Source organism: Bradyrhizobium sp. OK095 (assembly GCF_900109945.1).
Classification (GTDB): Bacteria; Pseudomonadota; Alphaproteobacteria; order Rhizobiales; family Xanthobacteraceae; genus Bradyrhizobium.
Map to the genome: position 1 here is coordinate 242,928 of NZ_FOBX01000007.1, position 14,045 is coordinate 256,972.

The window sequence follows — 14,045 nt, forward strand, 5'->3', positions numbered from 1 at the left end:
ATCGCGTTCAGACGTTAGCTAGGGGCAGCCTTTGGCAATCGCAAGGAAATCGGCCGCCTTCAGGCTGGCGCCGCCGATCAGCGCGCCGTTGACGTTCTTGACCGCCATCAGCTCGGCCGCGTTCGAGGGCTTCACCGAGCCGCCATAGAGGATCCGCATCTTCGCCCCATCAGCGCTAAACCGGGAGGTCAGGAACTCCCGGATAAAGCCATGAATTTGCTCGACATCCTGGGCCGTGGGGGTCAGGCCGGTGCCGATCGCCCAGACCGGCTCATAGGCCACGACCAAATTCGCGGCGGTCGAGGCGTCCGGCAACGAGCCATCGAGCTGGCCGCGCAGGATATCCAGGGTCTGGCCGGCGTCGCGCTGGCCTTGGGTCTCGCCGACGCAGACGATCGCGAACACCCCGGCGCGCCAGGCGGCTTCGGCCTTCTGCCTGACAAGGGCATCGCTCTCGCCATGGTCGGCGCGGCGCTCGGAATGGCCAACGATGATGGCGGTCGCGCCGGCATCCGCCAGCATTTCGGCGGCGATATCGCCGGTATGGGCGCCGGAGGCCTTGGGGTGGCAATCCTGGGCCCCCACCGCAACCGTCTTGCCGCGCGCCTTGTCGGCGAAGGCCGCGACCAGGGTTACCGGCGGGCAGACCAGCAGATCGGCCTTGGCTGCCATTTCTGCCGCGCCATTGAGCATGGCGTCGAATTCGGCAGCCGAGCCCCTCAGCCCGTTCATTTTCCAGTTGCCGGCAATCAGCGGTCGGATGGCGTCGGTCATGTCAATTTCCCGCAGAATGAGGTTTTGTGCAGCGCTAGCAGAGCTGCCGCGGCAGTTCCAGATTCTTGTTTTGACGCGTTTTCTTGACGCGAACCGGGGTCCACTCCGCTGGAAAACGCTTTGGGGCTTTTAACCGCAGAACCGGCGACCTGCCTGACCTGAGGTTGCGGGGGGAAAGCCGCCACTTTATGATGGCATATCAATTTGGTGACGCGCGGAATCTGCATTAAGACGCGCTCCCGTTCCCCTCCTGCCAGACAAGTTGGACCAAATGCTTCGAGGAATGCGCAAGGCCTCATCAAACTGGGTCGGCAAGACCATCATGGCCATCGTGATGGGCGTGTTGATCATCAGTTTCGGCGTTTGGGGCATCGCCGACATCTTCAAGGGCTTTGGGCAGTCCACCGTCGCCAAGGTCGGCGGCACCGAGATTTCGCTGAACGAGTTCCGTCAGATCTACACCGACCGCCTGCAACAGATCAGCCGCCAGGTCGGCCGTCCGCTGACGCCTGACCAGGCGCGCGCCTTCGGCCTCGACCGTCAGGTGCTCCAGCAGACCATCGCGGAAGCCGCCCTCGACGAAGAGGCACGCCGGCTCGGGCTCGGTCAGTCCGACGACCAGATCCGCCAGTTCATCATGAACGACCCCAACTTCAAGGGCGTCAATGGCAGCTTCGATCCGAACCGCTTCCAGGCTGTGATTCGCAACTTCGGCTACACCGAGCAGCGCTACGTCGCCGACCAGCGCAAGGTGTCGCTGCGCCGGCAGATCACCGGCACGATCGGCGCCGGCCTTGAGCCGCCGAAGGCGTTGCTCGACGTGCTGACGCGTTTCCAGAACGAGCAGCGCGCGATCGAATTCGTCAGGCTCGACGCAGCCCAGGCCGGCACCATCGAGGCGCCCTCGCCTGAGGCGCTCGCCGCCTATTTCGAGGATCACAAAGTCCAGTTCCGCGCGCCCGAATATCGCAAGATCGCCTTCGCCGTGATCTCGCCGGAAGAAATCGGCAAATGGAGCGAGGTCTCCGACGAGGACGCTAAGAAACTGTTCGAGCAGCGCAAGGACCGGCTCGGCACGCCGGAGAAGCGCCAGATCCAGCAGCTCGTGTTCCCCAATGAGGCTGAGGCCAAGGCGGCACGCGAGCGCCTCGCCGGCGGGACCTCGTTCGAGGACCTCGGTAAGGAGCGCGGGCTCAGCGCCTCCGAAGTCGACCTCGGGCTCGTGGCCAAATCCTCGCTCGACGCCGCGGTCGGAAATGTCGCCTTCGCGCTTCCCGCAGGCGAGATCAGCCAGCCGATCCAGGGCGGCATCGGCACATCCATCGTCAAGGTCGGCAAGATCGAGCCGGGCAATGAGGCGAACTACGCCAGCGTTGCCGGCGACCTCAAGCGCGAGATCGCCACCGAGCGCGCGCGCATCAAGGTCGCCGATCTCCGCGACAAGATGGAAGACGAGCGCGGCGGCGGCGCCAGCGTGATCGACGCAGCGCAAAAGCTCGGCCTCGCCGCCGTCACCATCGACGCCGTCGATCGCTCCGGCCGCGCCCCGAACGGCCAGCCGATCCCCAGCATCCCGCAGGGCCTCGAATTGGTATCGCAGGCTTTCAACACCGATGTCGGCGTCGACAACGACGCGATCTCGTTCAAGGGCGGCTATGTCTGGTACGATGTGCTCGCCATCACGCCCTCGCGCGACCGCAATCTCGACGAGGTCCGCGACCAGGTCGAGGCGCGCTGGCGCCAGGACCAGATCGCGACCAAGCTGAAGACCAAGGCGACCGAGATGGCGCAGAAGCTCGGAGCAGGCGGCAAGCTCGCCGATGAAGCCGCCGCGGTCGGCGCCAAGGTCGAGACCGCGACCGGCTTCAAGCGCGAGGATACGCCCGCCAGCGTGCCTGCCGCCGTTGTGGCGGCGGCCTTCCGCACTGCCAAGGACGGCGTCGGACAGACGCCGGTAACCGGCGGCACCGAAATGATCGTCTTCCGCGTCACCGACATCGTCGATCCCGCGGTCGACGCCGCCTCCGAAGCGGTCAAGAAGCTCAAGGGTACCCTCGACCAGGCGCAGACCGAGGAGCAGGTCGCCTCCTACGTCAACAAGCTTGAAGCCGACATCGGGACCACCATCAATCAGGCCGCCTTCGCGCAGGTGACGGGCGCGAACCAGTAAGTTGAAAGCACGCGATGGACGACCTGAAATCGATCATTGGAAAAGTGGCGACCGGCGCCAGCCTGTCGCGTGACGAAGCTGCGTCCGCCTTCGACGCCATGATGTCCGGCGAGGCCACGCCCTCGCAGATGGGCGGCCTGCTGATGGCCCTGCGGGTACGCGGCGAGACCGTGGACGAGATCACCGGCGCGGTCACGGCGATGCGCTCGAAGATGCTGACCGTGGCGGCACCGCCTGACGCCATCGACATCGTCGGCACCGGCGGCGACGGCTCCGGCTCGGTCAACGTCTCGACCTGCGCCTCCTTCATCGTCTCGGGCACCGGCCTGCCCGTGGCCAAGCACGGCAACCGCGCGCTGTCGTCGCGCTCGGGCGCCGCCGACGTGCTGGCCTCGCTCGGTGTGAAGATCGACCTCCGGCCGGAGCAGGTCGGCCGCTGCGTGCGCGAATGCGGGATCGGCTTCATGTTCGCCCCCGCCCACCATCCCGCCATGAAGAACGTCGGCCCGACCCGGGTCGAGCTTGCCACCCGCACGATCTTCAACCTGCTCGGCCCCCTCTCCAATCCGGCCGGCGTGAAGCGGCAGATGGTCGGCGTATTCTCAAGGCAATGGGTGCAGCCGCTGGCGCAGGTGCTCAAGAACCTCGGCTCCGAATCCGCCTGGGTGGTGCACGGCTCCGATGGCCTCGACGAGATCACCCTGACCGGCCCGACTTTCGTATCCTCTCTCCACAATGGCGAGATCAAGAACTTCGAGATCACGCCGGAGGACGCGGGCCTGCCGCGCTGTGAGCCCGGCGCACTCAAGGGCGGCGACGCCGACTCCAACGCGATCGCGCTCCTAAGCGTGCTCAACGGCAAGCCGAGCGCCTATCGCGACGTCGCGCTTGTCAACGCGGCCGCCGCCCTGATGGTGGCCGGCCGCGCCAAGGACCTTAGGGAAGGTGTTGCGATCGGCGCAAAGTCGCTCGACAGCGGTGCTGCCAGCGCGCGGCTCAAGCATCTGATTGCGATCTCCAACGCCTGAGCCTGACATGTCGGACATCCTGACCAAGATCGAAGCCTATAAGCGCGAGGAGATTGCAGCCGCCAAGCGCGCGCAGCCGCTCTCCGCCGTCGAGGCCAAGGCCAAGGCTCAACCCGCGCCGCGCGGCTTCGTACGCGCGATCAAGGCCAAGCATGCCAATGGCGATTACGCGCTGATCGCCGAGGTCAAGAAGGCTTCGCCGTCAAAGGGGCTGATCCGCGCGGATTTCGATCCGCCACAGCTTGCCATGGCCTATGAGGCCGGCGGCGCCGCCTGCCTCTCGGTGTTGACGGACACACCCTCGTTTCAGGGCCATCTCGACTTCATGGTGGCCGCGCGCGCGGCCACCTCACTGCCGGTGCTGCGCAAGGATTTTCTGTTCGACACCTATCAGGTGGTCGAGGCACGCGCGCATGGCGCCGATTGCATCCTGATCATCATGGATGCGCTCGACGATGCCACCGCCAGCGATCTGGAAGACGCTGCCATCGCCTATGGCATGGATGTGCTGATCGAGATCCACGACCGTGCCGAGCTCGATCGCGCACTAAAACTGCGCTCGCCGATGATCGGCGTCAACAACCGCAATTTGCGCAGCTTCGAGACCACGCTTGCGACCAGCGAAGCGCTGGCGCCGCTGATCCCAAGCGAGCGGCTGATGGTCGGCGAGAGCGGCATCTTCACGCCCGCGGATATCGCCCGGCTCGAGCGCGTCGGCATGTCGACCTTCCTGGTCGGCGAGAGCCTGATGCGGCAGGCCGACGTCACTGCCGCCACACGCACGCTGCTTGCACGCGAGACTACGCGCCCCGCAGGCACGCGCTGATGGCGCGTAAGCCCGCAAAAGCCAAACCGGCCAAGGCCGGCCCTGCCCTCACCCATATCGGCGCCTCCGGCGAGGCGCGAATGGTGGACGTCTCGGACAAGGCGGCGACCGAACGGCTTGCGGTCGCGGAAGGCCGCGTCGTCATGACCAGGGCGACGCTCGATCTGATCGTCTCGGGCAATGCCAAGAAGGGCGACGTGCTCGGCACCGCACGCATCGCCGGCATCATGGCCGCCAAACGCACCTCCGAGCTGATCCCGCTCTGTCATCCCCTCGCGCTGTCGAAGGTCACGGTGGACATCGAGCCCGACACCAAGCTGCCGGGCTGCCTGGTCCGGGCCAGCGTGAAGGTCACGGGCCCGACCGGCGTCGAGATGGAGGCGCTGACCGCGGTGTCGGTCGCCTGCCTCACCATCTACGACATGATCAAGGCAGTCGAACGCGGCGTGCGCATCGAGGGCATCCATCTCGTCGAGAAGCTCGGCGGCAAGTCCGGCCATTACCGCGCCTGATCGCGGCTACTTCAGTGACGTGCTGATCGATCCGAATTTCAGCTTCAGCGTCGAGCCGAGATTGTTGACGACGGCGATGATCGCAAGCGCGATGCCGGCGGCGATCAGGCCGTATTCGATCGCGGTCGCACCGGATTCGTCGGCAATGAAATTTTTCAAAACGTCTTTCATGATCGTATCCTCACTGTATCGTCGGCAGGCTTGTTCGCAAATCACGTGCCAATGCGAGCTTGAGGATCACCAGCATGTTAGATGGTTAAGCCTTGGTTGATCATCGCAAGGCCGGCAGCAATTGACCGGCATCGCGGAGGCCTTGCGGCAATTCCTGCACGGCTTGCATCCCGCGGATGGATTGCTTTTGTGTGCCGCCATTCATGTCGCATTAACTGCGCTTGCTAACTTCGCCTCCACATCGTTCCCGTAAACCGACGGATGTTTTGAGGATCAAGAATTGATCCTGGCGTGTGCGCAGTAACGATCGACATGAAGACGAAATACGTCAGTCGCCTGTTTGACCAGGCCTTCGTGCGCAGCGGACCGATCCGCTGGCTGGTCGTGGGCGGCACGCTCCTGATCGCCGCGATCGCCGTCGGTGCGGTCCTGATGGCGCAGAACTTCCGCGAGCGCGCGCTACGCAACTCCGGCCGCGAGCTGGAAAACACCGTGCTGATGCTCGCCCATCATTTCGATCAGCAATTGCAGGATTTCGCGGTCATCCAGAAGGACTTCGTCGACCACGTTCGCGCCATCGGCATCAATAGCGCGGAAGACTATCGCAAGCGCCTCTCCGGCCAGGACATCCACCGGCTGCTGCGCTCGAAGATCGAGGCGCTCCCCTATATGGGCGGCGTCAACGTCATCGATGCCGACGGCAATCTGATCAACTCGTCGACGGCGTGGCCGGCTCCGAAGGTCAACCTCGCCGATCGCGCCTATTTCCGCACCTTCCGATACGACCCCAACGCGCCCGACATCCTGGTCGAGCCGCTGCACAGCCGCATCTCCGGGGCATGGACCATCCTGATCGTCCGCAAGATCGTCGGCCCGAACGGCGAATTCATGGGCGTGGTCGGACGCGGCATCGAGCCGGCCAATTTCGAGAAATTCTTCGAGTCGGTCGTGCTCGGCGAAGGCGCGACGATCTCGATGCTGCATCGGGACGGCACGCTGCTGGCCCGCTACCCCCACTCCGAAGACTTGATGGGGCGGAATTTCAAGACCGGCCCGTTCGCGCAGCAGCGGGTCTTCGGGCTCGACCATTTCGCCGGACGCTTCATGAGCCCGGTCGACGGCGAGGACCGGTTGATCTCCTCGCACGCCCTGCCCCACTTCCCGATCCTGATGATGGCCACCGCGACGCGCGCGGCGGCCCTGACGGACTGGCGCGAGCAGATCGTCATCCTGATCTCGGTCGCCGCCTCGTCCGCGCTCGCCATCGCCGGCGTGCTGATCGCGATCGTGCGCAAGCTTCTGGAGCAGCATCGCCTCTCGCGGGAGCGGCTGACGCTGGAAAAGCTACGCCTGGACCGCGCCGTCAACAACATGACCCAGGGCCTGTTGCTGTTCGACGCCGAGCGGCGGCTCGTCGTGTGCAACCAGCGCTATATCGAGATGTACGGCCTGTCGCCCGAGGTGGTGAAGCCCGGCTCCAGCTTCCGCGACATCATCGCCCATCGCAAGGCGACCGGCTCGTTCACCGGCGACGTCGACGACTATGTTGGGCGCGTGCTGCGCGACATCCATGCGCGCAACTCCATGGTGGTCGACACCTCCGATGGACGCTCGATCCACATCCTCAACGAACCGCTCGCGGACGGCGGCTGGGTGGCGACGCACGAAGACATCACCGAGCGCAGGCGCATCGAGGAGCGCATCACTCACCTCGCCCATTACGACGCGCTGACCGACCTGCCCAACCGCGCCATGTTCCACGAGCATCTGCGGCAAGAGCTGGCCGCCATCGCCGACGGCGAAGAGATCGCGGTGCATTACATCGACATCGACGAGTTCAAGGGCGTCAACGACGCGCTCGGCCATCTCGTCGGCGACGAGCTCTTGAAGTCGGTGGCGGCGAGCCTCAGTCGGTGCGCGGGCCCGGGGGACTTCGTGGCACGACTCGGCGGCGATGAGTTCGCGATCGTGCAGAGCGCGATCACCTCGCTGGACCAAGTCAACGATCTCGTCGCGCGAATCTTCGAAGCCATCCGCGCGCCGTTCGACTGCATGGGCCATCATCTCACCACCGACGCCAGCATCGGCATCGCGCTGGCACCGAGACACGGGACTGCGCTCGACCAGATCTTGAAGAACGCGGACATGGCGATGTACGCCGCCAAAGCCGCCGGACGCCGCACCTATCGTTTCTTCGAGCCGGAGATGGACGCCAAGGTCCACGAGCGGCGGCAGCTCGAGATCGACCTGCGCCACGCCATCGCCCATGGCGACCTCGAGGTCTACTACCAGCCCTGCCTGAGCCTGAAGGACGACCGCATCACCGGCTGCGAGGCGCTGGTGCGCTGGCGCCATCCCGAGCGCGGGATGGTCTCGCCGGCCGAGTTCATCCCGATCGCGGAAGACACCGGCCTGATCAACGAGATCGGCGAATGGGTGCTGGCGACCGCCTGCCGCGACGCGGCCACCTGGCCCGACGACATCCGCCTCGCCGTCAACGTCTCGCCGGTGCAGTTCAAGAGCGGCACGCTGGCGCTCAAGATCATGGCGGCGCTCGCCGCATCCAATTTGCCGGCCAGCCGCCTCGAGCTCGAGATCACCGAGGCGGTGCTGATCCGCGACGACGACACCGCGTTGGCGATCCTCCACCAGCTCCGCGCCATCGGCGTGCGCATCGCGCTCGACGATTTCGGCACCGGCTACTCCTCGCTGAGCTACCTGCACCGCTTCCCGTTCGACAAGATCAAGATCGACCGCTGCTTCGTCAGCGACATCGCCGGCCCCGATGGCTCCGCCAGCATCGTGCAGGCCGTGGTCAATCTGGCAGCCGCCCGTCGCATGACCACCACGGCCGAGGGCGTCGAGACCGAGGAACAGCAGCGCCTGCTCCGCGCGCTCGGTTGCTCGGAGATGCAGGGCTATCTGTTCAGTGCCGCAAAGCCGGCCGAAAAGGTGCTGGAGCTGTTCGCGCTGCATCGGAGCCGGCTCGCCCAGCGCGACGGCAAGGAAAGCCGCCGGCGAGAGGCGAGCTAGCTAGCGAACGTAGCCCGGATGGAGCGCAGCGCAATCCGGGCCACAGATCATTGAGACGGCGCCCCAAACGAAATCGCCCGGGAGCGGTGATCCACCCCCGGGCGATATCGATGTCTCGAAGTCGTAAGGCTTAGTTCGGCACCGTCGTCTTCGGTGCGGGCTTCGCGGCGACCGCATTCGCGGTCACGCCGTGGAGGAAGTCGTAGGCCGTATGCAGGGCCTTGTCGTCCTTCTCTTCCGGCGGGACGTAGGACTGCGATCCGGTCTGCTCGGTGCCGTCGGCGGCCTGCAGATGGCCGCGCATCTGGGACTCCGCCATGGTGTCCATCCGGCCCTTCAGCTCCGCCGGCACGTCCTGGAGGATCTCGATGTCGGGCGCGATACCCTGGGCCTGGATCGAGCGGCCCGACGGCGTGTAGTAGCGCGCCGTGGTCAGCGCCAGCGCGCCATTGCCGGTGCCGAGCGGAATGATGGTCTGCACCGAGCCCTTGCCGAACGAGCGCGTGCCGATGATGGTCGCACGCTTGTGGTCGTGCAGCGCGCCGGCCACGATCTCGGAGGCCGAAGCCGAGCCGCCGTTGACCAGAATCACCAGCGGCTTGCCCTTGGTGAGGTCGCCGCCATGCGCGGTGAAGCGCTGGGTCTCTTCCGGATTGCGGCCGCGGGTCGAAACGACCTCGCCGCGCTGCAGGAAGGCGCTCGACACCGACACGGCCTGGTCGAGCAGTCCGCCCGGATTGTTGCGCAGGTCCATCACGTAGCCGACCAGCTTCTCCGGCGGGACATCCTTGGAGATCGACGCGATCGCCTTCTTCAGCCCGTCGGTGGTCTGCTCGTTGAACGAGGTGACGCGGATATAGCCGATATCGCCATTCTCGACGTGGAAGCGCACCGGGCGCACATGAATGATCTCGCGCTTGATCGCGACATCGAGCGGGGCGTCGGCGCCCTTGCGCACGATGGTGAGCTTGGTCTGGGTGTCGACCGGGCCCTTCATCTTGTTGACGGCCTGCTCGAGCGTCATGCCCTGCACGGCCTCACCGTCGATCTTGCTGATGAGGTCACCCGACATGATGCCGGCCTTCGAGGCCGGCGTCTCGTCGATCGGCGAGACGACCTTGACCAGGCCCTCCTCCATCGTGACCTCGATGCCGAGGCCGCCGAACTCGCCGGAGGTGGTCTCCTGCATCTCGGTCCAGGCCTTGTCGTTCATGTAGCGCGAGTGCGGATCGAGCGAGGTCACCATGCCGGTGATCGCGCCTTCGATCAGCTTGGAATTGTCGGGCTTCTCGACGTAGCTGGCCTTCACCCGCTCGAACACTTCGCCGAACAGATTGAGCTGGGAATAAGCATCGTCCGCGCCTGCCGCCGCCCTCGCCGCCCATAGTCCGCCCTGCGGACCGGATACCAGAAGGGTCAGGCACACTCCGGTGAGCGCGCCCAGGGGGAACAGCAGGGTTTTCCGCATGGATCAGTTAGCCTTCTTGCTCGGGGCTCGGGAGCCGCCATGCAAATGGCGATCCAGCCCGGTTCTCACAATACCATTCTGGTTTCTTCAAGGCCGGGATGCCACGCCGGCGGGTACACCGCAAAAATCCCTTCGTCTGGGCCTAAACTTTTGGCAACATTCGAAAACCGTCTCGCGCCGGCCGGGAATCGGTTGGCCGGCCTACGCTTCGCAGCTATGCGATATTAGGATGGTTTTGCAGGGCCGGACGGGTTAGGCGATGAGATAAGGCTTCAAATTCTCGGGAGGATAACAATGAACGAAGCGCCCCGCATCCAGCCGGAAAGGAATGTCGAACTCGGCGCCAGCACCGAGCCATTCCAGAACCTGCACGAATTCATCCGGAAAGCGCGCTCCAACCTCAACCAGAACGCCTGGGACTACATCGTCGGCGCCGCCGAGACCGAGACCACGATGCGCCGCAACCGCATGGCCCTGGACGAGATCGCCTTCCGGCCGCGTGTGCTGCGCGACGTGCGCAAGATCGACGGCTCGGTCGAGCAGTTCGGGCGCAAGATGCGCCTGCCGGTGGTGCTGGCCCCGGTCGGTGCGCTCGAGATCTTCGATCCGGATGGCGCCGCCAGCGTGGCACGGGCCTGCGGCACCTTTGGTGCGGCGCACATGCTGAGCTCGGTGTCCGAGCCGGGCCTGGAGAAGACCGCCGAGGCCGCCCCCGATGCGCTGCGCCTCTACCAGCTCTATGTCCGCGGCGATGACGCCTTCGTCGCCGATGTCGTCAGTCGCGCCGAGAAGAACGCCTATGCGGCGTTCTGCCTGACCGTCGACACCGCCCATTACAGCCGTCGCGAACGTGACATCGCCAAGCGCTATGTTCGCGAGAGCCGCCTGCGCGCCACCGGCGGCGACTACCAGAAGGGCCTGGAGTGGCGGACCGTGAAGATGGTCAAGGACAAGTTCAAGATCCCGCTGATCCTCAAGGGCATCGCCACCGCCGAGGACGCCCAGATCGCGGTCGATCATGGCGTGGAATGGATCTACGTCTCCAACCATGGCGGCCGCCAGCTCGATCACGGCCGCGGCGCCATGCATGTGCTCCCTGAAATCGTCGACGCGGTGAAGGGCCGCGCCAAGATCATGGTCGATGGCGGCATCTGCCGTGGCACCGACATCGTCAAGGCGATCGCGGCAGGCGCCGACATGGTCGGCATCGGTCGGCTGCAATGCTGGGCCCTGGCGGCCAACGGCGAAGCCGGCGTGACGCGGATGCTGGAGCTGCTGGAGGACGAGGTGCTGCGCTGCCTTGGCCTTTTGGGCGCCACCTCGTTTGCCGAGGTCAACAAGGCCTGCCTGCATCCGGCAATTGCGACGAACGCGCCGAGCGTGTTCAGCGCCTTCCCGCTGTTCGACCACGATCCGTATCGCTACTGAGTGAAAGGATGCAGGTGACCTCGCTTTCTCCCGGCAGCGCGGATGCGCTTCTGTTCGATCTCGGGCGCGTCGTGCTCGATATCGATTTCTCCAAAGCGGTCGCCTGCTGGGCGGGACATGCGGGCTGCAAGCCGGAAGCCATCGTCGCACGCTTTGTGCGCGAGGAGGCCTACCGGCTGCACGAAATCGGCAAGATCAGCGATGAGGAGTATTTCGCCTCGCTGCGCTCGTCACTCGGGATCGGCATTTCGGATGCACAGTTCCTGGAGGGCTGGAATGCGATCTTCGCCGGCGAAATGCCTGACATCGCGGAGCTATTGCCGCGCGCCGCGAAGCAGATGCCGCTCTACGCCTTCTCCAACACCAACCGGCCGCATGTCGACCATTTCTCGAAGGAATATGCCGGCCTGCTCGGCCATTTCCGCGAGCTGTATCTGTCGTCCAGCATTGGCCTGCGCAAACCGGATGCGGAGGCGTTCGACCACGTGGTCGCGGCGATGGGCTTGCCGGCAAACCGCATCGTGTTCTTCGACGACCTCGCGGAGAACATCGAGGGAGCACGGGCGCGTGGCCTGACCGCGGTGCATGTGACCTCGCCGACAGATGTCGGGACCGCGCTCAAAGCGTTGGGCATCTGACCGCAGGCCGGACGATCACCCGGCCCCTCCCGGAACTATTTGCCGGGAGACTGGGAACCCAAACCCTTTGTGCATTTTTGTACAAAGTTCCGGGAACGAATGCCCCTCTCAGGACTCATGAATCCGTTGGGAATTACACATTGGGTCTATCGTCGTGTTGGGCAAAACATACCTCACCAAGCAGGCCTCCCTGCTGATGAAATTCGCCAGGACCACCTCGGATTCTGAGCTTTCCGCCAAGCTGATCAGCAAGGCCGCCGACCTGAAATCGCAGGCCGATCCGCTGCCCGACAAGGACCAGGGCCCTGCAGCGCCGGACGTTAGTCCGATCAGGTAGCCCGGGACCTGAGGGTGCTGCCCGTGGCCCTCGTCCTTCTCGTCCTCACCATGGCCGTCCTCGTGCCGGTCCGTCTCCTATTCCGGATCATGCCGCGTCGGAGTTGAGCTTTATTGCTCGAAATGGCGGAGCGCGGCTTCGACTTCATAGGTCCAACGATCGGCACGGTCGCGCCCGAAAGGAAGCGAACGCTTCGCGCCAATATAGCCCTTTTGCGTCGGCTGCTCCGCTCGGCTAGAACCTTGCCGACCGAGTCCTTCGATGTGTTGCGGGAGTTCGCTGTGGCCCTGATGCCGGTTTCCGACGCGCTTGCCGCTGTGCTCGCGGGTGCAGAGCCTCTGGCCGAGGAAATGGCTGCGCTCGAAAACGCCTTCCACCGCGTGCTTGCGCGCGATGTGGCGGCGCGGCGCACGCAGCCGCCGCAGGCGATGTCGGCGATGGACGGCTACGCGGTGCGCGCAGCCGATGCGGCGAAGATCGATTCCCAGCTTACCCTAATCGGCGAGGTCGCGGCGGGGCGGCCGTTCGCAGGATCGGTCAGTGCCGGCGAAGCGGTGCGGATCTTCACTGGCGGCGTCGTTCCCGATGGCGCGGACGCGGTCGTGATCCAGGAGGACACCGTCGCCGACGGCAAGCGCATCACGATCAAGGAAGCCGCGGTTACGGGCCGGCACATCCGTCCCGCCGGCGTCGATTTCTCGGAAGGCGACGTGCTGCTGCGCCATGGAAACCGGCTGACCGAGCGCGACCTCGCGCTTGCCGCCGGCATGAACCACCCGCACCTCGCTGTCCGCCGCCGTCCGAAGGTCGCGATCCTCGCCACCGGGGATGAGCTGGTCATGCCCGGCACCACGCCGGGTCCTGGCCAGATCGTCTATTCCAACGGTTATGCCCTGCACGCGCTCGCCCGCAGCGAGGGCGCCGAGACCATCGACCTCGGCGTTGCCGCCGACACGCTGGACGCCACCACCGCCGGCATCCGCCGCGCCCGCGAGAGCGGCGCCGACATCCTGATCACCACTGGCGGCGCCTCGGTCGGCGACCACGATCTGGTCCAGCAGGCGCTGAGGGACGAAGGCACCGCGATGGCGTTCTGGAAGATCGCGATGCGGCCGGGCAAGCCGATGATGCACGGCCGGCTCGGCGCGATGCGTGTGATCGGCCTGCCCGGCAATCCCGTGTCATCCTATGTGTGCGGCTTCCTGTTCATGGTGCCGCTGATTCGCGCGCTGTCAGGCCGTTCGCTGATTCACCACCGCCGCGAGCGCGCGGTGCTCGGCCGCGATGTCGGCGCCAACGATCAGCGCGAGGACTATCTGCGCGCGCGCCTCGAGCTGCGCGACGACGGCACGCTCATAGCCCTTCCCGTCAATCATCAGGATTCCTCGCTGCTTGCGAATCTCGCTGCGGCACAGGCACTTCTCGTGCGCGCGCCGTTCGCGCCCATTGCTGCAGCCGGCTCGCCTTGCGAGGTGCTGCGCCTGCCCGTCTGAACGCTTCGTTCGCATGCGTTCCGCGAACTTTGTCGCGTTCACGGTAAATTAAGCAGTTGCGGAACATGTATCGAACATATAGTGTCCGTTCATGATTTGTTTCGAGCATGTAGCGGCTTATTGCCGAATTCAGCGTCTCGGAATCGAACGACATCAACCGGGGGATT

12 protein-coding genes are annotated in these 14,045 nt (G+C 65.2%); 9 read left to right on the top strand and 3 right to left on the bottom strand.

Annotation, left to right across the window (positions count from 1 at the left end; genetic code table 11):
* Positions 1–18: 18 nt before the first annotated feature.
* Entirely contained in the window at positions 19–774 is a 756-nt protein-coding gene (gene tpiA, locus BMW89_RS20125) for a triose-phosphate isomerase (RefSeq protein ID WP_092028732.1), read from the bottom strand.
* A 271-nt stretch (positions 775–1,045) separates the two neighbouring features.
* Here tpiA and BMW89_RS20130 point away from each other — a divergent pair, with 271 nt between their 5' ends.
* From BMW89_RS20130 to moaC, 4 genes are read left to right on the top strand one after another with little or no spacing between them, the layout of a single operon-like run.
* Positions 1,046–2,944, top strand: a complete 1,899-nt coding sequence (locus BMW89_RS20130) for a peptidylprolyl isomerase (RefSeq protein ID WP_092028733.1) — start codon at positions 1,046–1,048, stop codon at positions 2,942–2,944.
* 14 nt (positions 2,945–2,958) lie between these two features.
* On the top strand, positions 2,959–3,972 hold the full coding sequence (gene trpD / locus BMW89_RS20135) for an anthranilate phosphoribosyltransferase (RefSeq protein WP_092028734.1): 1,014 nt from the start codon (positions 2,959–2,961) through the stop codon (positions 3,970–3,972).
* A 7-nt stretch (positions 3,973–3,979) separates the two neighbouring features.
* Positions 3,980–4,798, top strand: coding sequence for an indole-3-glycerol phosphate synthase TrpC (gene trpC / locus BMW89_RS20140; RefSeq protein WP_092028735.1), 819 nt, complete (start codon positions 3,980–3,982; stop codon positions 4,796–4,798).
* Positions 4,798–5,310 carry a cyclic pyranopterin monophosphate synthase MoaC gene (moaC, locus tag BMW89_RS20145; protein WP_092028736.1) on the top strand — a complete coding sequence of 171 codons (513 nt, stop codon included), beginning with the start codon at positions 4,798–4,800 and terminating at the stop codon, positions 5,308–5,310. The genes trpC and moaC overlap by 1 nt, the downstream gene beginning before the upstream one ends.
* A gap of 6 nt (positions 5,311–5,316) precedes the next feature.
* On the opposite strand, the gene BMW89_RS20150 is transcribed toward moaC, so the two are convergent.
* Positions 5,317–5,481 carry a Flp family type IVb pilin gene (locus BMW89_RS20150; protein ID WP_092028737.1) on the bottom strand — a complete coding sequence of 55 codons (165 nt, stop codon included), beginning with the start codon at positions 5,479–5,481 and terminating at the stop codon, positions 5,317–5,319.
* 312 nt (positions 5,482–5,793) lie between these two features.
* Between BMW89_RS20150 and BMW89_RS20155 the strand changes: the two genes are divergently transcribed.
* Positions 5,794–8,514: a bifunctional diguanylate cyclase/phosphodiesterase gene (locus tag BMW89_RS20155; RefSeq protein ID WP_177196188.1), complete on the top strand. Its 2,721-nt coding sequence runs from the start codon at positions 5,794–5,796 to the stop codon at positions 8,512–8,514.
* A gap of 130 nt (positions 8,515–8,644) precedes the next feature.
* Here BMW89_RS20155 and BMW89_RS20160 read toward each other — a convergent pair whose 3' ends face one another.
* Positions 8,645–9,982 (bottom strand): S41 family peptidase, encoded by a 1,338-nt coding sequence (locus BMW89_RS20160; protein ID WP_092028739.1) that lies wholly within the window; start codon positions 9,980–9,982, stop codon positions 8,645–8,647.
* A gap of 294 nt (positions 9,983–10,276) precedes the next feature.
* Between BMW89_RS20160 and BMW89_RS20165 the strand changes: the two genes are divergently transcribed.
* From BMW89_RS20165 to BMW89_RS20180, 4 genes are all read left to right on the top strand, one after another.
* Positions 10,277–11,410, top strand: coding sequence for an alpha-hydroxy acid oxidase (locus BMW89_RS20165; RefSeq protein WP_092028740.1), 1,134 nt, complete (start codon positions 10,277–10,279; stop codon positions 11,408–11,410).
* A gap of 8 nt (positions 11,411–11,418) precedes the next feature.
* Positions 11,419–12,048 (top strand): HAD family hydrolase, encoded by a 630-nt coding sequence (locus tag BMW89_RS20170; RefSeq protein ID WP_177196189.1) that lies wholly within the window; start codon positions 11,419–11,421, stop codon positions 12,046–12,048.
* A 154-nt stretch (positions 12,049–12,202) separates the two neighbouring features.
* Positions 12,203–12,385: a hypothetical protein gene (locus BMW89_RS20175; protein ID WP_092028741.1), complete on the top strand. Its 183-nt coding sequence runs from the start codon at positions 12,203–12,205 to the stop codon at positions 12,383–12,385.
* Positions 12,386–12,666: 281 nt separating this feature from the next.
* Complete coding sequence (locus BMW89_RS20180; protein ID WP_092028929.1) at positions 12,667–13,878, top strand: molybdopterin molybdotransferase MoeA; 1,212 nt, start codon at positions 12,667–12,669, stop codon at positions 13,876–13,878.
* The last annotated feature ends 167 nt before the right edge of the window (positions 13,879–14,045 follow it).

Bases quoted from the DNA above. Each gene is read 5' to 3' on its own strand.
- tpiA (WP_092028732.1), bottom strand. From the start codon at position 774: ATGACCGACGCCATCCGACCGCTGATTGCCGGCAACTGGAAAATGAAC.
- BMW89_RS20130 (WP_092028733.1), top strand. From the start codon at position 1,046: ATGCTTCGAGGAATGCGCAAGGCCTCATCAAACTGGGTCGGCAAGACC.
- trpD (WP_092028734.1), top strand. From the start codon at position 2,959: ATGGACGACCTGAAATCGATCATTGGAAAAGTGGCGACCGGCGCCAGC.
- trpC (WP_092028735.1), top strand. From the start codon at position 3,980: ATGTCGGACATCCTGACCAAGATCGAAGCCTATAAGCGCGAGGAGATT.
- moaC (WP_092028736.1), top strand. From the start codon at position 4,798: ATGGCGCGTAAGCCCGCAAAAGCCAAACCGGCCAAGGCCGGCCCTGCC.
- BMW89_RS20150 (WP_092028737.1), bottom strand. From the start codon at position 5,481: ATGAAAGACGTTTTGAAAAATTTCATTGCCGACGAATCCGGTGCGACC.
- BMW89_RS20155 (WP_177196188.1), top strand. From the start codon at position 5,794: ATGAAGACGAAATACGTCAGTCGCCTGTTTGACCAGGCCTTCGTGCGC.
- BMW89_RS20160 (WP_092028739.1), bottom strand. From the start codon at position 9,982: ATGCGGAAAACCCTGCTGTTCCCCCTGGGCGCGCTCACCGGAGTGTGC.
- BMW89_RS20165 (WP_092028740.1), top strand. From the start codon at position 10,277: ATGAACGAAGCGCCCCGCATCCAGCCGGAAAGGAATGTCGAACTCGGC.
- BMW89_RS20170 (WP_177196189.1), top strand. From the start codon at position 11,419: ATGCAGGTGACCTCGCTTTCTCCCGGCAGCGCGGATGCGCTTCTGTTC.